The sequence below is a fragment of the Citrobacter sp. CtB7.12 genome, from assembly GCF_001297795.1.
Classification (GTDB): Bacteria; Pseudomonadota; Gammaproteobacteria; order Enterobacterales; family Enterobacteriaceae; genus Citrobacter_A; species Citrobacter_A amalonaticus.
In genome coordinates, this window is record NZ_LIFT01000007.1 from 61,448 (window position 1) to 87,404 (window position 25,957).

22 protein-coding genes are annotated in these 25,957 nt (G+C 54.5%); 16 read left to right on the plus strand and 6 right to left on the minus strand.

The features are described from left to right. The first annotated feature begins 8 nt into the window (after window positions 1-8). Window positions 9-833, plus strand: a complete 825-nt coding sequence (locus tag AOY24_RS10610) for a metal-dependent hydrolase (RefSeq protein ID WP_043000978.1) — start codon at window positions 9-11, stop codon at window positions 831-833. Between the two features lie 265 nt (window positions 834-1,098). After that, complete coding sequence (ptsG, locus tag AOY24_RS10615) at window positions 1,099-2,532, plus strand: PTS glucose transporter subunit IIBC (protein ID WP_042319612.1); 1,434 nt, start codon at window positions 1,099-1,101, stop codon at window positions 2,530-2,532. Between the two features lie 60 nt (window positions 2,533-2,592). On the opposite strand, the gene fhuE is transcribed toward ptsG, so the two are convergent. Continuing rightward, window positions 2,593-4,788 (minus strand): ferric-rhodotorulic acid/ferric-coprogen receptor FhuE, encoded by a 2,196-nt coding sequence (gene fhuE / locus AOY24_RS10620; RefSeq protein ID WP_044267519.1) that lies wholly within the window; start codon window positions 4,786-4,788, stop codon window positions 2,593-2,595. A gap of 351 nt (window positions 4,789-5,139) precedes the next feature. Here fhuE and hinT point away from each other — a divergent pair, with 351 nt between their 5' ends. The 8 genes from hinT (at window position 5,140) to AOY24_RS10660 (ending at window position 11,211) form a co-directional block, all read left to right on the plus strand. Beyond that, window positions 5,140-5,502: a purine nucleoside phosphoramidase gene (hinT, locus tag AOY24_RS10625; RefSeq protein WP_043000975.1), complete on the plus strand. Its 363-nt coding sequence runs from the start codon at window positions 5,140-5,142 to the stop codon at window positions 5,500-5,502. Beyond that, window positions 5,502-5,876 carry a YcfL family protein gene (locus tag AOY24_RS10630; protein ID WP_043000974.1) on the plus strand — a complete coding sequence of 125 codons (375 nt, stop codon included), beginning with the start codon at window positions 5,502-5,504 and terminating at the stop codon, window positions 5,874-5,876. Before hinT ends, AOY24_RS10630 begins: the two co-directional genes overlap by 1 nt. Before the next feature lie 22 nt (window positions 5,877-5,898). Continuing rightward, window positions 5,899-6,531, plus strand: a complete 633-nt coding sequence (gene lpoB, locus AOY24_RS10635; protein ID WP_043000973.1) for a penicillin-binding protein activator LpoB — start codon at window positions 5,899-5,901, stop codon at window positions 6,529-6,531. After that, window positions 6,512-7,336: a thiamine kinase gene (gene thiK / locus AOY24_RS10640; RefSeq protein WP_054176601.1), complete on the plus strand. Its 825-nt coding sequence runs from the start codon at window positions 6,512-6,514 to the stop codon at window positions 7,334-7,336. The genes lpoB and thiK overlap by 20 nt, the downstream gene beginning before the upstream one ends. A gap of 10 nt (window positions 7,337-7,346) precedes the next feature. Continuing rightward, complete coding sequence (gene nagZ / locus AOY24_RS10645) at window positions 7,347-8,372, plus strand: beta-N-acetylhexosaminidase (protein ID WP_054176602.1); 1,026 nt, start codon at window positions 7,347-7,349, stop codon at window positions 8,370-8,372. Between the two features lie 21 nt (window positions 8,373-8,393). Further along, the gene (gene ycfP / locus AOY24_RS10650; RefSeq protein WP_043000970.1) at window positions 8,394-8,936 is read left to right on the plus strand and encodes an alpha/beta hydrolase YcfP; all 543 of its coding nucleotides are present in this window, start codon (window positions 8,394-8,396) and stop codon (window positions 8,934-8,936) included. A gap of 245 nt (window positions 8,937-9,181) precedes the next feature. Continuing rightward, entirely contained in the window at window positions 9,182-10,486 is a 1,305-nt protein-coding gene (gene ndh, locus AOY24_RS10655; RefSeq protein ID WP_044267520.1) for an NADH-quinone dehydrogenase, read from the plus strand. Window positions 10,487-10,671: 185 nt separating this feature from the next. Beyond that, complete coding sequence (locus AOY24_RS10660; protein WP_043000968.1) at window positions 10,672-11,211, plus strand: glycine zipper 2TM domain-containing protein; 540 nt, start codon at window positions 10,672-10,674, stop codon at window positions 11,209-11,211. A 57-nt stretch (window positions 11,212-11,268) separates the two neighbouring features. Here AOY24_RS10660 and AOY24_RS10665 read toward each other — a convergent pair whose 3' ends face one another. Both AOY24_RS10665 and comR read right to left on the minus strand, forming a co-directional pair. Next, window positions 11,269-13,455, minus strand: a complete 2,187-nt coding sequence (locus tag AOY24_RS10665; protein WP_044257981.1) for a TonB-dependent siderophore receptor — start codon at window positions 13,453-13,455, stop codon at window positions 11,269-11,271. Window positions 13,456-13,686: 231 nt separating this feature from the next. Beyond that, on the minus strand, window positions 13,687-14,322 hold the full coding sequence (gene comR, locus AOY24_RS10670) for a TetR family copper-responsive transcriptional repressor ComR (protein ID WP_054176603.1): 636 nt from the start codon (window positions 14,320-14,322) through the stop codon (window positions 13,687-13,689). 243 nt (window positions 14,323-14,565) lie between these two features. On the opposite strand from comR, the gene bhsA reads away from it, so the two are divergent. Then, window positions 14,566-14,823: a multiple stress resistance protein BhsA gene (gene bhsA, locus AOY24_RS10675; protein WP_043001950.1), complete on the plus strand. Its 258-nt coding sequence runs from the start codon at window positions 14,566-14,568 to the stop codon at window positions 14,821-14,823. 96 nt (window positions 14,824-14,919) lie between these two features. On the opposite strand, the gene AOY24_RS10680 is transcribed toward bhsA, so the two are convergent. From AOY24_RS10680 to AOY24_RS10690, 3 genes are all read right to left on the minus strand, one after another. Continuing rightward, window positions 14,920-15,885 (minus strand): L,D-transpeptidase family protein, encoded by a 966-nt coding sequence (locus AOY24_RS10680; protein ID WP_054176681.1) that lies wholly within the window; start codon window positions 15,883-15,885, stop codon window positions 14,920-14,922. Window positions 15,886-16,084: 199 nt separating this feature from the next. Next, the gene (mfd, locus tag AOY24_RS10685; RefSeq protein WP_054176604.1) at window positions 16,085-19,531 is read right to left on the minus strand and encodes a transcription-repair coupling factor; all 3,447 of its coding nucleotides are present in this window, start codon (window positions 19,529-19,531) and stop codon (window positions 16,085-16,087) included. Between the two features lie 109 nt (window positions 19,532-19,640). Continuing rightward, window positions 19,641-20,714: an acyltransferase family protein gene (locus AOY24_RS10690; protein WP_054176605.1), complete on the minus strand. Its 1,074-nt coding sequence runs from the start codon at window positions 20,712-20,714 to the stop codon at window positions 19,641-19,643. A gap of 252 nt (window positions 20,715-20,966) precedes the next feature. On the opposite strand from AOY24_RS10690, the gene lolC reads away from it, so the two are divergent. The 5 genes from lolC (at window position 20,967) to cobB (ending at window position 25,942) form a co-directional block, all read left to right on the plus strand. Beyond that, window positions 20,967-22,166 (plus strand): lipoprotein-releasing ABC transporter permease subunit LolC, encoded by a 1,200-nt coding sequence (gene lolC, locus AOY24_RS10695; protein ID WP_044254927.1) that lies wholly within the window; start codon window positions 20,967-20,969, stop codon window positions 22,164-22,166. Then, window positions 22,159-22,860, plus strand: a complete 702-nt coding sequence (gene lolD / locus AOY24_RS10700; RefSeq protein WP_043000962.1) for a lipoprotein-releasing ABC transporter ATP-binding protein LolD — start codon at window positions 22,159-22,161, stop codon at window positions 22,858-22,860. The genes lolC and lolD overlap by 8 nt, the downstream gene beginning before the upstream one ends. Then, window positions 22,860-24,104, plus strand: a complete 1,245-nt coding sequence (gene lolE / locus AOY24_RS10705; RefSeq protein WP_054176606.1) for a lipoprotein-releasing ABC transporter permease subunit LolE — start codon at window positions 22,860-22,862, stop codon at window positions 24,102-24,104. Before lolD ends, lolE begins: the two co-directional genes overlap by 1 nt. Window positions 24,105-24,193: 89 nt before the next feature. Beyond that, a complete protein-coding gene (nagK, locus tag AOY24_RS10710) occupies window positions 24,194-25,105 on the plus strand; it encodes an N-acetylglucosamine kinase (protein WP_054176607.1) in 912 nt (303 codons plus the stop codon). Between the two features lie 15 nt (window positions 25,106-25,120). Further along, on the plus strand, window positions 25,121-25,942 hold the full coding sequence (cobB, locus tag AOY24_RS10715) for a Sir2 family NAD+-dependent deacetylase (RefSeq protein ID WP_043000959.1): 822 nt from the start codon (window positions 25,121-25,123) through the stop codon (window positions 25,940-25,942). Window positions 25,943-25,957 lie beyond the last annotated feature (15 nt).

Below are 25,957 nucleotides of genomic sequence, written 5' to 3' on the forward strand. Positions count from 1 at the left end.
GAGACATTATGTTTTTAGTCGACTCGCACTGCCATCTCGATGGCCTGGATTATCAATCTCTGCATAAGGATGTGGATGACGTGCTGGCGAAAGCCGCTGCGCGCGATGTGAAATTCTGTCTGGCGGTGGCGACAACGCTGCCAGGGTACCGCGGAATGCGGGAACTGGTCGGCCAGCGCGATAACGTCGTTTTCTCGTGCGGCGTACATCCACTCAATCAGGACGAACCGTATGACGTGGAAGAACTGCGTCATCTGGCGGCTGATGACGACGTGGTGGCGATGGGAGAGACGGGACTGGACTACTTTTATACTCCCGAAACAAAAGTGCGCCAGCAGGCGTCGTTCATTCATCATATCCAGATCGGCCGTGAACTGAACAAACCGGTGATCGTCCACACGCGCGATGCCCGCGCCGATACGCTGGCGATTCTTCGTCATGAAAACGTGACGGATTGTGGCGGCGTACTACACTGTTTTACAGAAGACAGAGAAACGGCGGGTAAACTCCTGGATTTGGGTTTTTATATCTCCTTTTCCGGCATTGTGACCTTCCGTAATGCTGAACAATTACGTGACGCTGCGCGATATGTGCCGTTGGATCGACTGCTGGTGGAGACGGATTCCCCGTATCTCGCGCCGGTACCGCATCGGGGTAAAGAGAATCAGCCAGCGATGGTCCGCGACGTGGCGGAATACATGGCCGTATTGAAAGGTGTGGCGGTTGAAGAATTGGCGCAGATCACCACCGATAACTTTGCCCGCCTGTTCCATATCAACGCTTCCCGCCTGCAGTCAGCCTCGTCGTTGAGTTTTTTTAAAGCTCGTAATTAATAACTAAAGCGAGTAAAGTTCACCGCCACAAAGTGGGCGGTGAATGAGCGAACTGACACATTCTGATACCTTTTTTGTCAAAATGTGCAACTTAACGCGCTGTCCTGGGTTGAAACGTGATAGCCGTCAAACTATATTTCGCCGATTTATTTTACTCTGTGTAATAAATAAAGGGCACTTAGATGCCCTGTCCACGGCGGGGTTCTCCCCCCTCGCCAATGCGTGTGAACGTAGAAAGCACAAATACTCAGGAGCACTCTCAATTATGTTTAAGAATGCATTTGCTAACCTGCAAAAGGTCGGTAAATCGCTGATGCTGCCGGTATCCGTATTGCCTATCGCAGGTATCCTGCTGGGCGTCGGTTCCGCAAACTTCAGCTGGCTGCCAGCCGTTGTATCGCACGTGATGGCAGAAGCCGGCGGTTCTGTTTTTGCAAACATGCCGCTGATTTTCGCTATCGGTGTCGCGCTTGGCTTTACCAACAACGATGGCGTTTCGGCTCTGGCTTCGGTTGTCGCCTATGGCATCATGGTAAAAACCATGGCCGTGGTCGCGCCGCTGGTTCTGCATTTACCTGCTGAAGAAATCGCAGCAAAACACCTTGCGGATACGGGTGTACTCGGGGGGATTATCTCCGGTGCGATTGCAGCGTACATGTTTAACCGCTTCTACCGTATCAAGCTGCCTGAGTATCTGGGCTTCTTTGCTGGTAAGCGTTTCGTGCCGATCATCTCTGGTCTGGCGGCGATCTTTACCGGTGTGGTTCTGTCCTTCATTTGGCCGCCAATCGGTACGGCAATCCAGACATTCTCCCAGTGGGCTGCATATCAGAACCCGGTTGTGGCGTTCGGTATCTACGGCTTCATTGAACGCTGCCTGGTACCGTTTGGTCTGCACCATATCTGGAACGTTCCTTTCCAGATGCAGATCGGCGAATACACCAACGCGGCAGGTCAGGTCTTCCACGGCGATATCCCTCGCTACATGGCGGGTGATCCGACAGCGGGCATGTTGTCTGGCGGCTTCCTGTTCAAAATGTATGGTCTGCCGGCGGCTGCGATCGCTATCTGGCACTCTGCGAAACCAGAAAACCGCGCCAAAGTGGGCGGCATCATGATCTCCGCGGCGCTGACTTCGTTCCTGACCGGTATCACCGAACCGATCGAATTCTCCTTCATGTTCGTTGCGCCGATTCTGTACGTTATCCACGCGATTCTGGCGGGTCTGGCGTTCCCAATCTGTATCCTGCTGGGTATGCGTGACGGTACGTCGTTCTCACACGGTCTGATCGACTTTATCGTGCTGTCCGGTAACAGCAGCAAGCTGTGGCTGTTCCCGATTGTCGGTGCGGGCTACGCGATTGTTTACTACACCATCTTCCGCGTGCTGATCAAAGCGCTGGATCTGAAGACTCCGGGTCGTGAAGATAATACCGATGACGCGAAAGCGGGCGCGACCAGTGAAATGGCTCCTGCGCTGATTGCGGCATTTGGTGGTAAAGAAAACATCACTAACCTGGATGCGTGCATTACCCGTCTGCGTGTCAGCGTGGCTGACGTGGCGAAAGTGGATCAGGCTGGCCTGAAGAAACTGGGTGCCGCTGGTGTGGTGGTCGCAGGTTCCGGTGTTCAGGCAATTTTCGGTACGAAATCCGATAACCTGAAAACTGAGATGGATGAATACATCCGTAACAGCTAAGACCTAAGAAGTTGGGGAGAACTAAGGCAGCCGAATGGCTGCCTTTTTTACGGGCTACAATCAGAACTGATAGTTTGCGGTGATGCTCACATTGCGTGGCTCACCATAAACAATCGACCCTTCAACGTTGGTATCGTAGGTTTTATCGAACAGGTTATTGACGTTACCCTGCACGGAGAAGTTTTTGGTTACCTGATAGCGGGTGAACAAATCCACCAGCGCGTAACTGCCTTGCTCAGCACGGAAGGTACCGTAGGGCGTCGCGGTATCGGTGTAGACGCGGTTCTGCCAGTTCACGCCACCGCCGACGGTCAAATCAGGTATCACCGGCAGACGGTAGCGGGTGAAAAGCTTGACGCTGGTACGTGGCAGATTCGGATTAACGGCGTTGCCTTCATTGTCTTCTGCGACGTAACGCGTCGCGCCAAAGGTCATCTGCCAGTTATCGGTAATCGCGCCGTTAACTTCGAACTCAACCCCTTTACTGACGGTCCCGTTCGCGGTTTTATAGGCGATTTCGCCATTGCTACCCGGAATCGGTGAACCGGTCGACTGGGCAACGTTATCCTGCTCAATGCGGAACACGGCGAGGGTGGTGGTCAGTCGGCTGTTCATCCAGTCAGACTTGAGGCCAACCTCATAGTTGTTACCGGTGATGGGCGTAAGGTATTTTCCGCCGCTATCGCGTTTATTCTGAGGCTGGAAGATGGAGGTATAACTGGCGTAAGTAGACCAGTTATCATTGATGTCATAAACCAGACCGGCATAGGGCGTAGTGTGGTTTTTTTCCATGCTGTAGCTCAGGGTATCAATACGCCAGTTGGTATAGCGTGCGCCGAGGATCAAGTGCAGCGGATCAGCCAGTGAAACGCGCGTTGCGGCGTACAACGACTTCATGTGCGTGGTGTCGTCCTGGGCCAGTGATTGCGGTGCCCAGTCGGTTTCCGGGAAATTGCCATTGAAGTTATTGAAACTGCCGATCTCATCCGGGAAGACGTTAGCCCAGGAGCTGTAATAGCGGTTGTTCTGTTTGCTGTAGCTGCCGCCGAACATCAGGTTATGCTGACGACCAAACAGGTCATAGCTGCCGTCAGCAAAAAGATCCAGCGCATCGACTTTACGTTTGCCGCTGTTCCAGCCCGTACCGCCCACGTAATCGAACCCCGGTCCATAGTTGCTGTAAGGACCGACCAGCATGCCATCTGCCTTATTCACATACGCATCGACATACATCGTTTTACTGTCGAACTTGATTTCCGAGTGAGTGGCATTCATCGTCGCCTGCCAGGTGTCGGCAAAACGCTGTTTGAACGTGACAAAGACTTTATTGATCTCTTTATCGTTATACGCCCAGTCTGGCGCGGTGCTACGGGCGCGGTCATAGCTGTTTTTGCTGCCATCGGTGTTCCAGCGCGGCAGGCCACCCCAGGTTGGGCTATCCACTCTGATTTTTTGGTACTCATACCCGGCGGCCAGGCTGGTGGTTTCACCCAGGTCAGCATCAATGATGCCAGAGAAGAAGTTTTTCTCGTTGTGATAGCGATCGAGCCAGGAGTCGTTGTCCTGATAACCCGCCACTATGCGGCCGCGTACATTACCGTCATCGGTGAGCGGGCTTTGCAGATCCATCACGTAGCGCTGTTTATTCCAGCTGCCATATTCCGCCGAGACGTTACCTTTGAACTCGCGGCTGGTGGCGTGTTTGCGGATCATATTGATGGAGGCTGACGGGTTGCCGGTGCCGGTCATCAGACCGTTTGCACCGCGTACCACTTCCACGCGCTCATAGAGCGCCATATCGGTGAGGGCGTCCCCCAGGTTCCAGCGGGATTCGAACCAGGTCGGAATACCATCAACCATATAGTTATCAATCTGGAAACCACGGGAGAAGTAACTGACGCGGTCAGAATCCGCCTGGCTTTTGCTGATCCCCAGCGTGCTGTCCATCACGTCGCCCAGCGTTTGCAACTGCTGGTCTTCCATACGTTGTTCGCTGACGATGCTGACCGACTGCGGAATATCGCGTTGGGTCATCATCATTTTGGTTCCGGCGGTGGTGGATTTGACGCTGTAATCCTGTTCGTCGTTGTCCGCAAAGGTTGCTGGCGCAGAACCGTCAACAATGACGGTCTCTTCCGGTGTGGTCGCCGCGAAACTCATGGATGGTATCAATGCCATCGCGATGCAGGCTGCCAGCAACGAGGGTGTTGCGCCAGCCTGGCATTGTTCATCCTTGTTGTGTGTTGTGAAAGACATCAGAAAGCCCTTAATAGTGAACGAACTCTGGCTCAGGCCGTGTAAGGTGGCGATGAGCCCCTTTTTATTTTTCAAACCATTTAATACGCATGAAAATGCAAATGCGAAATATACGCATTCATATTTACTCTGTAAACAGATGTAACTTGCTTTCTGAAATCTTGTTTCATTACTTTTTGGCACAGGAGAGGGGATAAATGGTTATAAGAGCGCCATTGTGATGGTTTTTTGCTTAAGAAATCGTGGGTTAAGGTTGAAAGAGCAGGTTTAAGTCAATCATACTCTATACTCGCAATGTGGCTCAGCGTAGCATGACATCACGCATGGCAATTTTTAGAAAAGGAAAACGTCGTGGCAGAAGAGACTATATTCAGCAAGATTATTCGTCGTGAAATCCCTTCCGATATCGTTTACCAGGATGACCTGGTGACGGCATTCCGGGATATTTCACCTCAGGCGCCTACACACATCCTGATCATTCCCAACGTTCTGATCCCGACGGTCAATGACGTCAGCGCAGAGCATGAGCAGGCGCTGGGACGGATGATTACCGTGGCGGCAAAAATTGCTGAGCAGGAAGGCATTGCCGAAGATGGCTACCGCCTGATCATGAATACCAATCGTCATGGCGGTCAGGAGGTGTATCACATCCATATGCATCTGCTGGGCGGTCGCGCGCTCGGTCCTATGCTCGCGCACAAAGGCCTGTCATGATGACCAGAGGATGCATTGCGCTGTCACTGGGTCTGCTCTTACTTGCCGGGTGCCGTTCTCATCCTGAGATCCCGGTAAGCGATGAACAGTCGCTGGTGATGGAGTCGACGCTGCTGGCAGCGGGTATCACCGCGCAAGCGCCGACATTGACCACGTCTGATATTCAGCCCTCTGCATCCTCAACGCTGTATAACGAAAGGCAAAAACCCGTTACCGTTCATTATCGCTTTTACTGGTATGACGCCAGGGGGTTAGAAATGCATCCTCTGGAAGCGCCGCGCAGCGTGACGATTCCGGCGCATTCGTCGGTCACGCTGTATGGCAGCGCCAATTATCTGGGGGCGCACAAAGTCAGACTTTATCTTTATTTGTAAGGGGTGAATCTTGAAGACAAAAATGAGTCGCTACGCATTGATAGCCGCGCTGGCGATGTTCCTGTCCGGTTGTGTGGTGCAACGTGAACCTGCTCCGGTTGAAGAGGTGAAACCCACGCCGGAACAGCCCGCACAGCCGCAAGAACCTGCTCCTGGGGTCCCTTCGGTGCCTACGATCCCGGGACAGCCGGGGCCTATTGAACATGAAGATCAGACTGCGGCACCGGCGCCGCGCATACGTCATTACGACTGGAATAGCGCGATGCAGCCGATGGTGGGCAAAATGTTGCAGGCCGACGGCGTGACGGCGGGGAGCGTACTGCTGGTCGATAGCGTGAATAACCGTACTAACGGTTCGCTGAACGCGGGTGAAGCCACTGAAACGCTGCGCAATGCGTTGGCGAACAATGGCAAATTTACCCTGGTCTCTGCGCAACAGTTGTCGATGGCAAAACAGCAGTTAGGGCTGTCGCCGCAGGACAGTCTGGGAACGCGTAGCAAAGCGATTGGTATTGCCCGTAACGTTGGCGCGCACTATGTGCTTTATTCCAGCGCCTCGGGTAACGTCAACGCGCCATCACTGCAAATGCAATTAATGCTGGTACAAACTGGCGAGATAATCTGGTCAGGTAAAGGTGCCGTTCAGCAGCAATAATATCCCAGAGCGCGACGCGGTGTTGTCGCGCTACTTTCCGCACTATCGTCCCGCCGCTGAAGGCCAGAGCGGTCTTAGCGGTGGGAGTGTGATTATTGAAAGTCCAACCCAGCGGCTGGTTCTTCGCCGCCATCACGATCCCGATGCGCCGCAAGCGCATTTTTTACGCCAGTATCATGCTTTATCGCGGCTGCCTGAAAGCCTTGCGCCGAAGCCGCGTTTTTACCTGAACGGCTGGATGGCGGTGGACTATGTTCCGGGTGAGATAAAATCCGGACTGCCAGGAGCCGACGAACTGGCGAGCTTACTGTATTATCTTCATCAGCAGCCCTGTTTTGGCTGGCGTATCTGTCTGCTACCGCTGCTGGAACAATACTGGCAGGGAAGCGATCCGGCACGGCGAACACCACGCTGGTTAAGAGAGTTAAAACGTCTGCGCAAGCGAGGGGAGCCTCGTCCGCTACGCCTCGCGCCGCTGCATATGGATGTCCACGCCGCCAACATCGTTCATGGCCCGGCAGGGCTACGGCTAATCGACTGGGAATATGCCGGAGACGGTGATATCGCTCTTGAACTGGCGGCGGTGTGGGTGGACGATGTTGAGCAACACCGGCAACTGGTCGACGCGTATGCCGTTAGCGCACGCATAGACGGGCACAAATTATGGCAACAGGTCAGACGCTGGTATCCGTGGATACTGATGCTGAAGGCCGGTTGGTTTGAATACCGCTGGCAACAGACCGGCGAACGACAATTTATCAGTCTGGCCGATGCAACCTGGCGGCAGCTGGCAACGAAGGATTAAGGAGAGCAGTGTGGGTCCAGTAATGTTGAATGTCGAAGGGTTTGAGCTGGATGCGGAAGAGCGTGAGATTCTGGCCCATCCGCTGGTGGGCGGTTTGATTCTGTTTACGCGCAATTACCACGACCCGGAACAGTTACGTGAACTGGTGCGCCAGATCCGTGCGGCGTCGCGCAACCATCTGGTAGTGGCCGTCGATCAGGAAGGCGGGCGCGTACAGCGTTTCCGGGAAGGATTCACCCGACTGCCCGCCGCACAGTCTTTTGCGGCGCTGCACGGGCTGGAAACAGGCGGTAAACTGGCGGAAGAGGCCGGATGGCTGATGGCCAGTGAAATGATCGCGATGGATATTGATATCAGCTTTGCGCCGGTACTGGATGTCGGGCATATCAGCGCCGCGATTGGCGAGCGTTCCTATCATGCTGACCCGATCAAAGCGCTGGCGATGGCGACCCGTTTTATTGACGGTATGCACGCGGCAGGAATGAAAACCACCGGCAAACATTTCCCTGGACACGGCGCGGTAACCGCCGATTCGCATAAAGAGACGCCGACCGATCCGCGTCCGGAAGCGGACATTCGGGCGAAAGATATGTCCGTGTTCCGCACGCTGATTACCGAAAACAAGCTGGACGCTATCATGCCGGCGCACGTCATTTACAGCGACGTTGATCCGCGTCCGGCGAGCGGCTCTCCGCACTGGCTGAAAACAGTTCTGCGTCAGGAGTTAGGTTTTGACGGCGTCATTTTCTCTGATGATCTGTCGATGGAAGGGGCCGCGATCATGGGCAGCTATGCTGAGCGTGGGCAGGCATCGCTGGATGCGGGTTGTGATATGATTCTGGTCTGCAATAATCGTAAAGGGGCGGTCAGTGTGTTAGATAATCTGTCGCCGATCAATGCAGAGCGTGTTACACGTTTGTATCATAAAGGTTCATTTTCGCGTCAGGAACTGATGGACTCGGCGCGCTGGAAAACCGTCAGCGCGCAGCTCAACCAGTTACATGAACGCTGGCAGGAAGAGAAAGCAGGTCATTAACGCACGTTTGGTGAGGATGCGATGATTATCTATTTACACGGTTTCGACTCTAACAGTCCGGGAAACCACGAAAAAGTCTTGCAGCTGCAGTTTATCGACCCGGACGTCAGACTGATAAGCTACAGCACGCGTCATCCGAAACATGACATGCAGCATCTGCTGAAAGAAGTGGACAAAATGTTGCAGCTTAATGTTGATGAGCGACCGTTGATTTGCGGCGTTGGCCTCGGCGGCTACTGGGCAGAACGCATTGGTTTTCTCTGCGATGTTCGCCAGGTGGTGTTTAATCCGAACCTGTTTCCGTATGAGAACATGGAAGGCAAGATCGATCGTCCGGAAGAGTATGCCGATATCGCCACTAAGTGCGTGACCAACTTCCGTGAGAAGAATCGCGATCGTTGCCTGGTTATTCTCTCGCGTCATGACGAAGCCCTGAACAGCCAACGGTCGTCAGAAGAGCTCCACCATTTCTATGAGATCGTGTGGGACGAAGAGCAGACACATAAGTTTAAGAATATTTCGCCGCACTTGCAGCGCATCAAAGCGTTTAAGACCCTGGGTTGACCCCTTGTCTGTCAGAATTGTCGAATTAAGCCAGCCTTCGGGCTGGTTTTTTTTGCCTGTTTTTCTGGCGTTGTCTATCTTTTCAGCAGCAAAACTTGATACACATCAATTTTGGTATGACCAATGCACCGCATGTGTTATTCTCACTCTCGAAGGACATTTTCATTGTCGTAACTTGTTGTTAATTAAAGGCTATGTTTATAACGTTTAATTAACAATTGGTTAATCATTTTAAGGGGGTCACGTTGACTACACCATTGAAAAAGATCGTGATTGTCGGCGGGGGAGCTGGCGGGCTGGAAATGGCGACGCAGTTGGGACACAAGCTGGGTCGCAAGAAAAAAGCGAAAATTACGCTGGTTGACAGAAACCACAGCCACCTGTGGAAACCCTTGCTGCACGAAGTGGCGACCGGTTCGCTGGATGAAGGCGTGGACGCGCTGAGCTATCTGGCGCATGCCCGTAACCATGGCTTCCAGTTCCAGTTGGGCTCGGTGATGAACATCGATCGCGAAGCGAAAACCATCACTATCGCAGAACTGCGCGATGAGAAAGGTGAGCTGCTGGTGCCTGAACGCAAAATTGCCTATGACACGCTGGTGATGGCGCTGGGTAGCACCTCCAACGACTTCAACACGCCGGGCGTGAAAGAACACTGTATCTTCCTTGATAACCCGCATCAGGCGCGTCGTTTCCACCAGGAAATGCTGAACCTGTTCCTGAAGTATTCCGCCAATCTGGGCGCGAACGGTAAGGTGAATATTGCGATTGTCGGTGGCGGCGCGACGGGCGTAGAACTGTCGGCGGAACTGCATAACGCAGTGAAACAGCTGCACAGCTACGGCTACAAAGGACTGACCAACGACGCGCTGAACGTGACGCTGGTGGAAGCCGGTGAACGTATTCTGCCTGCACTGCCACCGCGTATTTCTTCGGCGGCGCATAACGAATTAACGAAACTCGGCGTTCGCGTACTGACCCAGACGATGGTGACCAGCGCGGATGCGGGCGGCCTGCACACTAAAGACGGTGAATATATTGAGGCCGATCTGATGGTCTGGGCGGCGGGCATCAAAGCGCCGGACTTTATGAAAGAGATTGGCGGTCTGGAGACCAACCGGATTAACCAACTGGTGGTCGAACCGACGCTGCAAACCACCCGCGATCCTGATGTTTACGCGATTGGAGACTGTGCTTCCTGTGCGCGTCCGGAAGGGGGCTTTGTGCCGCCACGTGCTCAGGCTGCGCATCAGATGGCGACCTGTGCGATGAACAATATTCTGGCGCAGATGAACGGTAAGCCGCTGAAAGCATATCAGTACAAAGACCACGGCTCGCTGGTGTCGCTCTCCAACTTCTCGACCGTCGGCAGTCTGATGGGCAATCTGACCAAAGGGTCGATGATGGTGGAAGGGCGTATTGCTCGTTTCGTCTACATCTCACTGTACCGTATGCACCAGATCGCATTGCACGGCTATTTTAAAACCGGTCTGATGATGCTGGTGGGCAGCATTAACCGTGTGATCCGCCCGCGTCTGAAACTGCATTAATCCCGCCTGACTCAGCATCGCCCGTTGGCGGTGCTGAGTGCCTTCTCCGTTCTGCCTCTTCCTTCAGAGTTCTCTGAATCATCCTGTTTTAACGACGACCAACGATATTTTCATCCGCAGTCTGATGGGCTTCTTATTGCATTGGTTGCAAGATTGTAACCAATAGCAAAGAAGGAGGATCTCCCGTGAATAAATCGATGTTGGCGGGTATAGGGATTGGCGTAGCTGCTGCGCTGGGTGTGGCGGCGGTTGCCAGTCTTAACGTGTTTGATCGTGGCCCACAGTATGCTCAGGTGGTTTCTGCAACACCTATCAAAGAGACGATTAAGACGCCGCGGCAGGAGTGTCGCAACGTGACGGTGACGCATCGCAAGCCTGTCCAGGATGAGAACCGCATTACCGGTTCAGTGCTGGGCGCGGTTGCCGGTGGCGTGATTGGTCATCAGTTCGGCGGCGGACGAGGTAAGGATGTGGCAACGGTGGTCGGGGCGTTGGGGGGCGGTTACGCCGGTAACCAGATCCAGGGCTCGATGCAGGAAAACGACACCTATACGTCCACGCAGCAGCGCTGCAAAACCGTCTATGACAAGTCGGAAAAAATGCTCGGTTACGATGTCACCTATAAGATTGGCGACCAGCAGGGCAAGATTCGCATGGATAAAGATCCCGGCACACAGATCCCGCTGGATAATAACGGCCAGCTGATTCTGAATAACAACGCGTAAAAAAGCGGTACTCTGTAAGTTAGCCCCTCATTCGCTCAGGCTGAGGGGCTTTTTTTATCAGAAAGTTAAGGCGTAGTTCAGACCAAAGGTGCGACCCCGGCCCTTATATTCGTACAGCGATGGACTGCCATAGGTTGGGCTGTACAGCAATGGCGCGCGTTGTCCCCACAGGGTGGTGTAATCTTCATCCAGCAGGTTTTCAATGCTGAAGGTCAGTTTGCCCAGCGGGAGTTGATAGCTGCCAATAAAGTCCACGGTGTTATAGCCATCCAGCTTGTTGCCGCTGGCATCGGTGAGATCAAACGACTGTTGGGTCTGAACCCGCAGCGACCACGGCTCGGGCGCCCAGCCGACCCAGGCGGTGGCTTTGGACGGCGACGCGAGCGTTACGTCCCATTTTTCCCATTTCCCGTTCTTTTTCACTTCAGATTTCAGGACGTTAAAGTTCGCACCGAGACTCCAGTCAGTGTCAGGGATGAAGTAATCCGCCGCGCCTTCCACGCCGTAAATCCGGCGATCGTCAGGTTCCACGCGGATCGTCATATCGCTACGGTTAATCACAATCGACTTATCGGACGTCGAATAGTACGCCGCCAGCTGGGTACGCAGATTATCGCCGGTATAACGCCAGCCCAGCTCATACGAATTGACCTTGATCCCTTCGAGACGCGAATCCGCCACGTTCACGCTGCGCTGGAGCTGGTAATGATCGCCCACCAACTGGTAAGTGCCGTTGCCGTAGTATTTCCCGGGATCCGGTAGCTCAACGCCCTGGGAGAAGTTAAACCAAGTCTGCTGGCGTTCGGTGAGATGCGCCAACAGCCCGGCATTGAACAAGAAGTTGTCGTAATCGGTTTTGCCGCCAGGGATGACATCGGCAGAACTTGCTAAACCGTTGGCAATCCCCTGTTGCTGCGCGTAACCCACGAAATCATCAACGCGGTTTTCTGTCCATTGATAGCGCACACCACCGCTCAGAGTGAAGATGTCGTTAATGTCGTAACTGCTTTGCAGGAACGGAGCGAAGTTGGTGATGCTGTATCCGGGATAACGTCCGGTCGTGTAGGCCGTGCGATTGTCCATCCCGCCTGACGGCACAGACCAGGCCAGATCGAAGAACTTCTGGTTGGAGTCGAAGGTTTCATGATCCGCATCGACGCCCCACGTCAGCTCCCAGTTGTCCATCAACTGACTGTTGAGAGTGATTTTGGCACCGAACTGGTCGGTATCCTGCTGCGACGCCGAGAAGCTGGTCACCTGACCTTTGCTGAGCGTCGGGAAGGGGTAGAACTTTAGTGACTCGTCGCGGTAATAGATTTGGCTGACCAGATTCTGGCCGAAGAAGTCCGCGTCAGAGTATTGCAGGCTGATCAGATGGCGCTCCGTCCCCGGAATACGGTCTGAACTCAGTCCGCTGCGTGTGCTGGCGGTGCCGCTACCGGTAACGGCGGACATGTTTTCGCCCAGGTATAACCCGTAATCTTCATCGCCCTGACTCTTATAGTACTGGGTGACCAACTGTATCTGGCGGTTGTCATCGATATCGAGGGTGCCGGTCCCCATTACGTCCAGACGATCGGAGTGCTGCAGGCCGGTTTGCGTGTTGTCGAGCATCAGGGCATCACCGTTACCGTCGTACCAGCCGCCAAAGCGCTGATAGGCTACGGACAGTCGACCAGACGCGCGATCCGTTCCACCGCTGACCGCGGCGGCAACGCGCTCGTCGTGATCGTTGCTGTTGTTAAAACCCGATTTGCTGCCCAGTTCAAGGTCAACCTGGCGGTCCGGCTGGCCTTTTTTGGTCACAACGTTGATTAAGCCGCCGGTACTGCCGCCGCCATATAGCGAGGTTGCGCCTGAAATGACCTCAATGTGGGCGATGTTAAAGGGATCGATAGAATCCAGCTGACGACTGTCGGTACGTGAAGAATTCAGGCGTACGCCGTCGATCAGCACGACAATCGCACGACCACGCATGTTCATTCCGTAGTTGGTACGTCCCTGGCTGCTGACATCGATGCCCGGAATCAGTTGCGCCAGCACGTCTTTGAACTCTTTGCCGCCCTGAACCTGTTGTTCAATCTCCTGGCCTTCAATGACCCAGGTGGTCTGTGCCATCTCGGCGACGGTTTTCTGGCTACGGTTAGCGCTGACGATGAGGTTTTCTTCTTCTGTTTGCGCCGCCGCAGCGGGCAGAGTCAGGGCTAACAGGACAGGGTTGAGAACCCAAAGACGCTTATTCATTCGCATTCCTTTCTGAAAATATCTGTGCAGGTGAAGGTTTTCACCGGTCGTAGCCGGCTGTTACATTGTGAAACAGATACAAAATCAAATGCGAATATTGCTGATAATAATTGTTATTATCAATGTTTTTTTTACAAAAAAGTGAACCTAACTCAGTGATAACATTAGTTATTATGCGGGAATCATGGTGTGGAAGGACCGGGAAATGACGTTTCCCGGTCAACAAAGCGATCAGGTCTTCAGCAGTTCAGGCCACAGGCGTAGGGTAGTGTGGGTGATTTGCTGCAGCTTGTCGAAACTGGCGCCTTCCCGGGCGCTGATGGACATCCCTTGCAAAATGCAGCTCAGATACTCGGCAAGATGTTGCACATCGCAGTGCGCCGGGATCTCGCCGCGTTCCTGCCGTTGACGAAGAAATTGCGTCAGGGTTTGTTCCTGCATGGCGTGACGTGATTTCAGCGTATGTGCAATATCGCGTGACGCGGCGGCAAGCGTCGCGGAGGTATTAATCATAAAGCAGCCAGCGGGGGTGTCTTTGCTGGTGAAACAGGTTGCCACTGCGGTGAAGTAATCCTCCAGTGCCGCTTCAACGCTTTTCTCTTCGCAGAATAACTGCGCTTCATGTTTTGCCGCGAAGCGGGCGATGTATCTGTCCAGCACCGCGCGGAACAGACCCTCTTTATTGGTGAATTCCGCATACAGCGTTGGCGCTTTCGCACCCGTCGCTTCAACAAGGTCAGAAAGCGATGTTGCTTCATAACCGTGCTGCCAGAAGAGTGTCATGGCCTTATCAAGCGCGGCTTCCCTGTCGAACACTTTTGGTCGGCCACGGCTTTTTTTAACACAACCTGTCGATTCAGTTGTCATGATGCCGTTGTACCTTAATGGGCTTAGTGAGCAACCATTATAAAAATAAACCCGCACAGGCTCCAGCGCATTCGTGAGAAAAAGTTTTTCAGCTTAGTTGTATGAAAGATAAGTGCTTTTGTTTTTATATAACGATCGTTATAAAAAATGAGTTGACGTGTGACCTGGATCACATCTATCATTTATCTATCGATCGTTAAGTAAATGCTTACGACGCCCAATCATCTGCAAAAGGTCACTATTATGAAAAACGTAAAAACCCTCATCGCTGCTGCTGTTCTGAGTTCACTGTCATTCGCAAGCTTCGCGGCTGTAGAAGTTCAGTCCACGCCTGCCGGTCAGCAAAAAGTCGGCACCATCTCTGCAAATGCAGGGACTAACCTGAGTTCATTGCAGGACGAACTGGCGCAGAAAGCGGATGCCATGGGGGCGAAATCATTCCGCATTACTTCTGTAACGGGTCCAAACAACCTGCACGGTACCGCGGTAATTTATAAATAAGCATTAACCCTCATTGATGCCTGCTGCTGCAAAATAACGTGATAAAAAAAGCCCCGCTGATTGTATTTCAGCGGGGCTTTTTCATGTCCGGAATCGTTACATCGACTGCTGATCCACCTCGCGATGGCGTCGGACATCGACCGGCATACCGGAACGAACGTCCATCACATGCTGCATCACCGCCGCGTCCGTCTGTGCGGAATCTTTAAACGATTGCAGAGTGCTGTTCAATACGATAGGCAGAACCTGCGGGTCATCATCTATATTTTTCGACAGCGGCTGGTGGACTTCGACCAGCCGCGTCCCGTCCGGCTCAACCGAGGCTTTGATCGGGGTATTGATGATATTCACTTTGGTGCCCGGTGTAACCTGTCTGAACAGGGTCTCAATATCGCCATCACGCAGGCGGATACAGCCAGAACTGACGCGCATGCCGATACCGAAATCAGCGTTGGTGCCATGCAGCAGATAGACGCCACCATACGCCGCTAAGCGAATGGCATGGTGTCCCATCGGGTTATCCGGTCCGGCAGGCACCACCGCCGGAAGGATAATTCCTTGCGCTTTATAGCGGGCACGGATATTCGCCGTCGGCGTCCAGGTTGGGTTGGCGCGCTTGTCGGAGACGGTCGTGACCATCGTTGGAGTCAGGGTATCACCGCCCAACTGGCCAATGCCGATAGGGTAGACGGTGACCGAATTTTTCCCCGGATGGTAGTAGTAGAGACGCAGTTCAGCCAGATTGATAACAATGCCTTCACGCGGAGCATCCGGTAGCAGCGTCTGCAAGGGGATGATCAGCACGCTGCCCGCGCGGGGAACGTAGGGATCCACGCCGGGATTCGCCTGCAACAGCGCGAGAAAACCGACGTTATATTTTTTCGCGATGGCTTCCAGCGAACCTCCGTTATTTTCAACAACGTGGTACTTATTTTCCCCAACCAGTTTGCTGCCAGGCGGAGGAAGAGGCCAGGTATTCGCCTGTGTGGGAAGCGCAAGCGTAATGCTGGCGGCGAGCGCAAAAAAGGCCAGCCAGCGGGAAAGTCGCATCTTGTTCATTATCATCACAAATCAAAGGGTTATTATGCCAGAAGAATCCAATAATAATTATGGCGGGGCGGCGTGTCTTTAAATGCAAGGGAAGTGCAAAGAGTTGTAAAGATCGCGGAACCTTGCCTGATAGCGCGGCGCTTATCAGGCCTACGGCCAGGAATCGATGTGTAGGCCGGATAAGGCGCAACCGCCATCCGGCACCACTCAATCACGCTACGGCGTTTTCTTCCAGTTGCTGCATAAACTGACGCACCCAGTCCATCCGTGTTTTCCGCTCGGTCAGATCATGGATGAACTTCAGTCGGGTCGGCCCGTCAAGACGGAAGTGCTGCGGCTGTTTTTGCAGCAGTCCAATCAGCCAGCCTGGGTTAACATGGTTCTTCTCGGCGAATTCGATAGTGCCGCCTTTCTCATTGCCTTCCAGTTTGCGGATACCCAGCTTCTGCGCCTGTTGACGCAAGCGGGCGATATCCAGCAGGGTACGCGCCGGATCGGGCAGCAGACCGAAGCGGTCGATCAGCTCCACTTTGATCTCTTCCAGTTCATTCTCGCTCTTCGCGCTGGCGATACGCTTGTAGAACGACAGGCGGGTATTCACGTCCGGGATGTAATCGTCCGGCAGCAGCGACGGCATACGCAGTTCGACCTCAGTTTGCTGGCTGGTGAGATCTTCCAGCGATGGCTCGCGTCCGGCCTTCAGGGCATCGACGGCGTTTTCCAGCAGCTCCATATACAGCGAAAAGCCGATGGTTTCCATCGAACCGCTCTGTTCTTCCCCGAGCAGTTCACCTGCGCCGCGGATCTCCAGATCGTGAGTCGCCAGCGCAAAGCCCGCCCCCAGGTCTTCCAGCGAGGCAATCGCTTCCAGGCGTTTTTGCGCGTCGGTGGTCATCGCTTTGGGATGCGGCGTCAGCAGCCAGGCATATGCCTGATGGTGTGAACGTCCTACGCGGCCGCGCAACTGGTGTAACTGTGCCAGACCGAAATGATCCGCACGCTCGATAATAATCGTGTTGGCGGTCGGGATATCAATCCCGGTTTCGATAATGGTGGTACAGACCAGCACGTTAAAACGCTGATGGTGGAAGTCGTTCATCACGCGTTCCAGTTCGCGTTCGCGCATCTGCCCATGACCAATGGCAATTCGCGCCTCCGGCACCAGCTCCGCCAGCCTGTCGGCGGCTTTCTGGATGTTCTCGACATCATTATAAAGATAGTAGACCTGCCCGCCGCGCAGCACTTCACGCAGAATTGCCTCACGGACCACCAGTGCATCGTATTCGCGAACAAACGTTTTCACCGCCAGACGCCGCGCTGGCGGCGTGGCGATAATCGACAGATCGCGCATGCCGCTCATGGCCATGTTCAGCGTACGCGGGATTGGCGTGGCGGTCAGCGTCAGAATGTCCACATCGGCGCGCATCGCTTTGATGCGCTCTTTATGGCGCACGCCGAAGCGGTGCTCTTCATCGACGATCAGTAGCCCCAGATCTTTCAGTTTCACATCGCTTTGCAGCAGTTTATGCGTACCGATCAGAATATCAATTTTCCCTTCGGCAACCTGTTCCAGGATCTGCGCCTGTTCTTTGGCGCTACGGAAGCGGGAAAGCATTTCGATGCGCACCGGCCAGTTGGCAAAACGGTCGCGGAAATTATCAAAGTGTTGCTGGGCGAGCAGAGTGGTTGGCACCAGCACCGCCACCTGCTTGTGGTTTTCGACCGCGAGAAACGCGGCGCGCATCGCCACTTCGGTTTTACCAAATCCAACGTCACCACACACCAGGCGGTCCATCGCCAGCGGCTGACACATGTCGCTAAGTACAGCGTTAATCGCCTGTGCCTGGTCGGGGGTGGTTTCAAAGGGGAAACCGTCGCAGAACAGTTGATACTGCTCGCGATCGTGTTTGAAGGCGAAGCCCTCTTTTGCCGCGCGCTGGGCGTAGATGTCCAGCAACTCGGCTGCCACGTCGCGCACTTTCTCTGCCGCTTTTTGTCGCGCGCGTGACCAGGCGTCGCCGCCGAGTTTATGCAGCGGTGCGTTCTCTTCTGCGCCTCCGGCGTAACGGCTGATCAGATGCAAAGAGGAGACCGGGACGTACAGTTTGGCGTCATTAGCGTAGGTGAGCATCAGATATTCACCTTTGATCCCGCCCGCTTCCAGCGTGGTCATCCCGGCATAGCGTCCAACGCCGTGCTCCAGATGCACCACGGGTTGACCCGGATGCAACTCTGCCAGGTTGCGGATCAGCGTATCCGGGTTAATCGTGCGGCGTGAATCCTGACGACGGCGCGCCACGCGCTCGCCCAGCAGGTCGCTTTCACAAATGAGTGCCAGATGGCGCGTCGTATCGATAAACCCGTGCTCGGCGGCGCCAATCATCAGGTAGCGTCCAGCCTCCGTCGCTTCATCCAGACGCATAATGCGCTTCGGCGCGACTTTGATTCTGGCGAGCAGTTCACCCAGAGATTCACGGCGGCCTTCACTCTCAACCGAGAAAATCACCGGCCCGTTGAAGGTCTCGAGGAATTTGCGCAGCGCATCCAGTGGTGATTTTTGCTGCGCCTGAACCGCGAGATCCGGCAGCGACTGGAAGCCTAAGTTGGTATTAGCCGCCTTGGCGGGAAGGTGGTCGGTTTTGAGCTGCACGCGCGGCCAGCGTTTGAGTTCAGAAAAGAGCTCATCGACACGCAACCAGAGGGACTCCGGTGGCAGCAGCGGACGCATCGGATCCACGCCACGGTTTTCGAAACGCGCCAGCGTATCGGCCTGGAAACGCTCGGCGCTGTTTTCTAAATCGCCAGTATTGACCACCAGCGTATTGGCCGGGAAATAGCTAAACAGCGGCGGCAGCGGCTCGCTGAAAAACAGCGGCTGCCAGTATTCGATCCCCGCCGGCAAAGTGCCTTTGCTGACCTGTTGATAAATATGCTCTGCGTCGCGCTTCACCTCGAAGGTATCGCGCCACTGGCTGCGAAACAGTTCGATCGCCGTTTTGTCGGTTGGGAACTCGTGGGCGGGCAGCAGATTGATGGCGTCGACTTCTTCCAGCGTGCGCTGGGTGTCCGCGTCAAACAGGCGCAGACTGTCAATTTCATCGTCGAAGAAATCCAGACGATAGGGCTGTTCGCTGCCCATAGGGTACAAATCCAGCAGCGCGCCGCGGGTAGCGTATTCGCCATGTTCCATGACCTGATCAACGTGCCGGTAACCAGCGCTGTCGAGCTGTAAACGCAGGGCATCGCGCGATAAACGCTGGCCTTTTTTCATCACCAGCGCATGACCGTGCAGATAGCTGTGCGGGCAGACGCGCTGCATCAGGGTATTGACCGGGACGATCAGCACGCCTCGCTGCATCGACGGTAACTGATACAGCGTGGAGAGACGTGAGGAGATAATTTCCTGATGCGGGGAGAAACTGTCGTAGGGCAGTGTTTCCCAGTCCGCGAGGCTCATGACCATCTGATCGGTAAACTGACGGATTTCATCATGCAGGCGCAGCGCGTTTTGCATATCGGGCGCCACGAGCACGACGGGACCATCATGACGTTCGGCAATTTCCGCCACCAGTGTGGCACAGGCAGCCCCGGTCAGTTCACCTAACAGGCGCTGATCGCCCGCTTTCACGGGCAGCGTGTAACGTTGTTGTTCAGGCATTCGGTTGTCAGAATCTCTTTTAGGTAGTCGTCTGATAAGCAATGCCCTTTATTATCCGTGATCGCTCCTCATTAGCAAATTGAATCGCCCTCACCGGAGGGCGAAAAGTTTAGCGGGAATAGCTAACGGTTTGCGGGCGAGAAGGGGGAGAGAAGAGGATATCGCCGAACAGGTCCTGCGACACTTTACGCATGGCAAGACCCAACAGCGTGCACACCAACAGACTGGCAAACGGATAGACCAACAACAGGGCCAGTTCCAGTTCGGGGGACCAGACGGCGGCATTGATTTGCGGGATCAGCAGCAGGCTGAACGCCTCGACCAGAATGCGATGCGTGGTATAAATCGCGATAGTATTCGAACCGATCACGTTAAGCAGACTGGATTCACGCATACCGAAGCGCTGCTCATACTGATAAAACAGCTTCATGATCAGCACAATAGAGACCAACGACAGCAGCAATGAGACGTTAAACAGCCATGCGGCGATAGCCAGCACGAAGGCAGCTGCGCAGGGCAGCGCATATCGGCGCAACGGCACTTCTTTAATCCCTGCCATCAGCGGGACGCCAAACCAGGCGCCGAGGCTGTAATACGGCAGGTTGCGGATCACACTGTTCATTCCCCACCACGGGGTGGCAGCAAAGTTGACCGTCACGCTCAGCACGACAAACAGGGTGAACAGCGGCACGGCCCAGCGGCTGAACACTTTACAGACTACGAAATAGACAATGAGCGCATACAGATACCACAGGCTGGTGCTGGCAGTCAGCATGCTGTGAAGGAACTGGCTAACGGAACCGGCGTAAGCGGCGTTGGACGCATTATGCAGATCGCGTGACGGTGCCAGCCAGTTGTTCAGAGCGCTGAGCGCCAACCACTGGACCACTCCCCACAGCGCCAGCACCCAGAAAATACTCCAGATTCGCTTATTAACGCTTTCTTTCCAGCTCACGCTGTCGATATAGCGGCGAATCAAAAAGCCCGAGATAAAGAAAAATACCGGCATGCGAAACGGGGCGAGATAGAGATTAAAGTAAACCCAGCATTTCGACAGCAGCTGTGAAAGGGGCAACTGGAAGTGGGTCAGATGCGGGTAAAAGGTGATGACTGAGTGATAGATGACGACCAGACAGATACATAACCATTTGATTTGATTAATCCATAGTTCTTTCTTTTTCATCAGGACAGCACGCTCGCGTTATTCAACATAGCCTGTGATCCTGCGGGGTGACTCTGGTGCTGTAATGCGTAACATTCTGTTTTTTGTTTTTTTTAAGAAAAGGATCAGGGTCAGCGAGGACGGTATCCTGCGCCTGTCGCGCGGTGGATCCCTTTCAACTGTGTACTGACGAACACTTACGGTTCAGGCGTTTACCCATGCGGCTTTCGCTTATATACTCGTGACTTTGCTAACAGCAACCAGACGGATTTCATGTACCAACCTGTCGCTCTATTCATCGGCCTGCGTTACATGCGCGGGCGTGCAGCAGATCGCTTCGGTCGCTTTGTCTCCTGGCTTTCCACCATCGGCATTACCCTTGGGGTGATGGCGCTGGTCACGGTTTTGTCAGTGATGAACGGTTTTGAACGTGAACTGCAAAATAACATCCTGGGGTTGATGCCCCAGGCCATCCTTTCTGCGGAACAAGGCTCTCTGAATCCACAGCAACTGCCGGAAAGCGCTGTAAAACTGAACGGTGTCAATCGTATTGCGCCGCTGACAACCGGCGATGTCGTGCTGCAAAGCGCGCGCAGCGTGGCGGTCGGGGTGATGTTGGGTATCGACCCGGCACAAAAAGATCCGCTTACGCCGTATCTGGTCAATGTGAAGCAAACCGATCTGCAGCCAGGCAAGTATAATGTCATCCTTGGTGAGCAGCTCGCAGGCCAGTTGGGGGTCAATCGTGGCGATCAGATCCGCGTGATGGTGCCGTCTGCCAGTCAGTTCACGCCGATGGGCCGTCTGCCAAGCCAGCGTCTGTTTACCGTGATCGGCACCTTTGCAGCGAACAGCGAAGTCGATGGTTACCAGATGTTGACCAATATTCAGGACGCCTCGCGCATCATGCGCTACCCGGCCGGGAATATCACCGGTTGGCGTTTGTGGCTGAATGAGCCGCTGAAGGTGGACTCGCTCAGTCAGCAGACGTTGCCGGAAGGGACGAAATGGCAGGACTGGCGCGAGCGTAAAGGCGAGCTGTTCCAGGCCGTGCGGATGGAAAAGAACATGATGGGGCTGCTGTTGAGCCTGATCGTAGCGGTTGCCGCGTTCAATATTATTACCTCGTTGGGTCTGATGGTGATGGAGAAGCAGGGAGAAGTGGCTATTTTGCAAACGCAGGGGCTGACGCCGCGACAGATCATGATGGTCTTTATGGTGCAGGGGGCCAGCGCCGGGATTATTGGCGCACTGCTGGGTGCCGCGCTGGGTGCGCTGTTGGCCAGTCAGCTCAATACCCTGATGCCGGTGATCGGTATCCTGCTGGACGGTGCGGCGCTGCCGGTGGCGATCGAGCCGCTGCAGGTCATCATCATTGCGCTGGTGGCAATGGCCATCGCGTTGCTTTCCACGCTTTATCCTTCCTGGCGCGCTGCCGCCACTCAACCCGCTGAGGCTTTACGTTATGAATAAGATCCTGTTGCAATGCGACAAACTGTGCAAACGCTATCAGGAAGGTTCCGTGCAAACCGACGTGTTGCACGATGTCAGCTTCAGCGTGGGCGAAGGCGAAATGATGGCGATTGTCGGCAGCTCCGGCTCCGGCAAAAGTACGTTGTTGCACCTGCTGGGCGGGCTGGATACCCCGACCTCCGGCGATGTCATTTTTAGCGGTCAGCCGATGAGTAAACTGTCGTCGGCGGCGAAAGCGGAGCTGCGTAATCAGAAGCTCGGCTTTATTTATCAGTTCCACCACCTGCTGCCGGATTTCACCGCGCTGGAAAACGTGGCGATGCCGCTGCTGATTGGCAAACACAAACCGGCTGAAATTAACGCACGGGCGCGTGAAATGCTGAAAGCGGTAGGGCTGGATCATCGTGCCAGCCATCGTCCGTCTGAACTGTCTGGCGGTGAGCGTCAGCGTGTGGCGATTGCCCGCGCGCTGGTCAACAACCCGCGACTGGTGCTGGCGGATGAACCAACCGGTAATCTGGATGCGCGCAACGCCGACAGCATCTTCCAGCTTCTGGGCGAATTGAACCGCTCGCAGGGCACCGCGTTTCTGGTCGTCACTCACGATCTGCAGCTGGCGAAGCGCATGAGTCGCCAACTGGAAATGCGTGACGGACGCCTGACGGCAGAACTGAGCCTGATGGGGGCGGAGTAATGGCCTCGCCTTTATCGTTATTAATCGGTCTGCGCTTTAGCCGGGGACGGCGGCGCAGCGGTATGGTATCGCTGATTTCGGTGATCTCGACTATCGGTATCGCGCTGGGGGTGGCGGTTCTGATCGTCGGCCTGAGCGCGATGAACGGCTTTGAGCGTGAGCTGAACAACCGCATTCTGGCCGTGGTGCCGCACGGCGAGATTGAAGCGGTTAATCAACCGTGGACCAACTGGCGCGAAGCGCTGGAGAAGGTACAGAAGGTGCCGGGTATTACCGCCGCAGCGCCGTACATCAACTTTACCGGACTGGTGGAGAGCGGGGCGAATTTGCGCGCTATTCAGGTAAAAGGCGTGGATCCGCAGCAGGAACAGCGTTTGAGCGCGTTGCCCTCGTTTGTGCAGAATAACGCCTGGGCTGATTTTAAAGCTGGTGAACAACAAATCATTATCGGTAAGGGCGTTGCAGACGCGCTGAAGGTGAAGCAGGGGGACTGGGTCTCCATCATGATCCCCAATTCAAATGCCGATCATAAGCTGATGCAGCCGAAACGCGTGCGGCTGCACGTTGCTGGCATTTTGCAGTTAAGCGGTCAACTGGATCACAGCTTCGCGATGATCCCGATGGCCGATGCCCAGCAGTATCTGGAGATGAACAATACGGTTTCCGGCATCGCGCTGAAGGTCAACGACGTTTTCAACGCCAACAAACTGGTGCGTGATGCTGGTGAAGTGACCAACAGCTATGTTTACATCAAGAGCTGGATTGGCACCTATGGCTATATGTACCGCGATATCCAGATGATTCGCGCCATTATGTATCTGGCGATGGTGCTGGTGATCGGTGTCGCCTGTTTTAACATTGTCTCAACATTAGTGATGGCGGTAAAAGACAAGAGTGGCGATATTGCGGTATTAAGAACGCTGGGGGCGAAAGATGGCCTGATCCGCGCCATTTTTGTCTGGTACGGTTTGCTGGCAGGACTGTTCGGCAGCCTGATCGGCGTGGTCATTGGTGTGGTGGTTTCGCTACAGCTGACGCCAATCATTAACGGCATCGAAACGCTGATCGGCCATCAGTTCCTTTCCGGGGATATCTATTTTATCGACTTCCTGCCATCCGAATTGCACTGGCTGGATGTGATTTATGTGCTGGTCACCGCACTGTTGCTGAGTTTGTTGGCGAGTTGGTATCCGGCGCGGCGCGCCAGTAACATCGATCCTGCAAGAGTACTTAGCGGCCAGTAACCATAATTGCGTGAGAGATACACAACAACCTCCCTGTGACCAGAACAGCGGCCGCCTGAAGGATGAAGTGTATAAAACAAGGAGCGGCAATGTATTACGGGTTTGATATTGGTGGGACAAAAATTGCGCTAGGCGTCTTTGACAACGAGCGGAGATTACGGTGGGAAAAGCGTGTTCCCACGCCGCGCGACAGCTATGACGCTTTTTTAGAGGCTGTTTGCGGGCTGGTGGCGGAAGCCGATCAGCGTTTTGGCGTGAAAGGTTCGGTGGGCATTGGCATCCCCGGAATGCCGGAAACCGAAGATGGCACGCTGTACGCCGCGAATGTCCCTGCTGCCAGTGGCAAATCCCTGCGCGCTGATCTTAGCGCGCGCCTTGATCGCGACGTTCGTCTCGACAACGATGCAAACTGTTTTGCCCTGTCTGAAGCCTGGGATGATGAATTCACCCGCTATCCGCTGGTGATGGGCTTGATTCTGGGCACCGGGGTGGGCGGCGGTTTAATCCTCAACGGAAAACCGATTACCGGGCGCAGTTACATTACCGGCGAGTTTGGTCATATGCGTCTGCCGGTCGATGCGCTCACCCTGATGGGTCTCGATTTCCCGTTGCGCCGCTGCGGCTGCGGTCAACTCGGCTGTATTGAAAATTATCTGTCCGGGCGAGGATTTGCCTGGTTGTATCAGCATTATTATCATCAACCGTTACAGGCGCCTGAAATCATTTCACTGTGGGAGCAAGGCGATGAACAGGCGCGGGCGCATGTTGAGCGTTATCTGGATTTGCTGGCGGTGTGTCTGGGAAATATCCTGACTATTGTCGATCCGGATTTGGTCGTCATCGGCGGCGGATTGTCGAATTTTACCGCCATTACCACCGATCTGGCGGACAGACTACCGCGTCATCTGCTTCCCGTGGCACGAGTGCCCCGCATTGAGCGAGCACGACATGGTGATGCCGGTGGGATGCGTGGTGCTGCCTTCTTACATCTTACCGATTAATCAAAAGAGGTTGCTATGCTGTCGCGTCGGGGTCATCGGTTAAGTCGATTTCGGAAAAACAAACGCCATCTGCGCGAACGCCTTCGTCAACGGATCTTTTTCAGAGACAGAGTGGTACCGGAAGTGATGGAAAAACCAAGAGTTTTGGTGCTTACAGGGGCAGGGATCTCCGCGGAGTCTGGTATTCGTACCTTCCGCGCCGCTGATGGACTGTGGGAAGAACACCGGGTTGAAGATGTGGCGACGCCGGAAGGCTTTGCCCGTAATCCCGCGCTGGTGCAGTCATTCTATAATGCCCGCCGTCGGCAATTGCAGCAGCCTGAAATCCAGCCTAATCCGGCGCACATCGCGCTGGCAAAGCTGGAAGAGGCATTGGGCGACCGCTTTTTGCTGGTGACACAGAATATCGATAACCTGCATGAGCGGGCGGGTAACCAGAACATCATCCATATGCATGGCGAGCTGTTGAAAGTGCACTGCTCGCAGAGCGGACAAATTCTGGAGTGGACGGGCGATGTGACGCCGGAAGATAAATGTCACTGTTGCCAGTTTCCTGCGCCGCTGCGTCCGCACGTGGTGTGGTTTGGTGAGATGCCGCTCGGGATGGATGAAATCTATATGGCGCTGGCCATGGCGGATGTTTTTATCGCCATCGGCACCTCCGGACACGTTTATCCGGCGGCTGGTTTTGTCCACGAAGCGAAGCTGCATGGCGCGCATACGGTTGAGCTGAATCTGGAACCAAGCCAGGTCGGCAGTGAGTTTGAAGAGAAATATTACGGTCCGGCAAGCCAGGTTGTACCTGAGTTTGTAGAGAAGTTATTGAAAGGTTTGTAATAAAAAGGCCCGGAT

Excerpts from the sequence above, each read along its gene's own strand:
- ycfP (WP_043000970.1), top strand. The coding sequence starts at position 8,394 with ATGATTATCTATTTACACGGTTTCGACTCTAACAGTCCGGGAAACCAC.
- fhuE (WP_044267519.1), bottom strand. The coding sequence starts at position 4,788 with ATGTCTTTCACAACACACAACAAGGATGAACAATGCCAGGCTGGCGCA.
- lolD (WP_043000962.1), top strand. The coding sequence starts at position 22,159 with ATGAATAAGATCCTGTTGCAATGCGACAAACTGTGCAAACGCTATCAG.
- lpoB (WP_043000973.1), top strand. The coding sequence starts at position 5,899 with ATGAGTCGCTACGCATTGATAGCCGCGCTGGCGATGTTCCTGTCCGGT.
- ptsG (WP_042319612.1), top strand. The coding sequence starts at position 1,099 with ATGTTTAAGAATGCATTTGCTAACCTGCAAAAGGTCGGTAAATCGCTG.
- lolC (WP_044254927.1), top strand. The coding sequence starts at position 20,967 with ATGTACCAACCTGTCGCTCTATTCATCGGCCTGCGTTACATGCGCGGG.
- cobB (WP_043000959.1), top strand. The coding sequence starts at position 25,121 with ATGCTGTCGCGTCGGGGTCATCGGTTAAGTCGATTTCGGAAAAACAAA.
- AOY24_RS10665 (WP_044257981.1), bottom strand. The coding sequence starts at position 13,455 with ATGAATAAGCGTCTTTGGGTTCTCAACCCTGTCCTGTTAGCCCTGACT.
- mfd (WP_054176604.1), bottom strand. The coding sequence starts at position 19,531 with ATGCCTGAACAACAACGTTACACGCTGCCCGTGAAAGCGGGCGATCAG.
- AOY24_RS10630 (WP_043000974.1), top strand. The coding sequence starts at position 5,502 with ATGACCAGAGGATGCATTGCGCTGTCACTGGGTCTGCTCTTACTTGCC.
- comR (WP_054176603.1), bottom strand. The coding sequence starts at position 14,322 with ATGACAACTGAATCGACAGGTTGTGTTAAAAAAAGCCGTGGCCGACCA.
- AOY24_RS10690 (WP_054176605.1), bottom strand. The coding sequence starts at position 20,714 with ATGAAAAAGAAAGAACTATGGATTAATCAAATCAAATGGTTATGTATC.
- nagK (WP_054176607.1), top strand. The coding sequence starts at position 24,194 with ATGTATTACGGGTTTGATATTGGTGGGACAAAAATTGCGCTAGGCGTC.
- bhsA (WP_043001950.1), top strand. The coding sequence starts at position 14,566 with ATGAAAAACGTAAAAACCCTCATCGCTGCTGCTGTTCTGAGTTCACTG.
- AOY24_RS10610 (WP_043000978.1), top strand. The coding sequence starts at position 9 with ATGTTTTTAGTCGACTCGCACTGCCATCTCGATGGCCTGGATTATCAA.
- lolE (WP_054176606.1), top strand. The coding sequence starts at position 22,860 with ATGGCCTCGCCTTTATCGTTATTAATCGGTCTGCGCTTTAGCCGGGGA.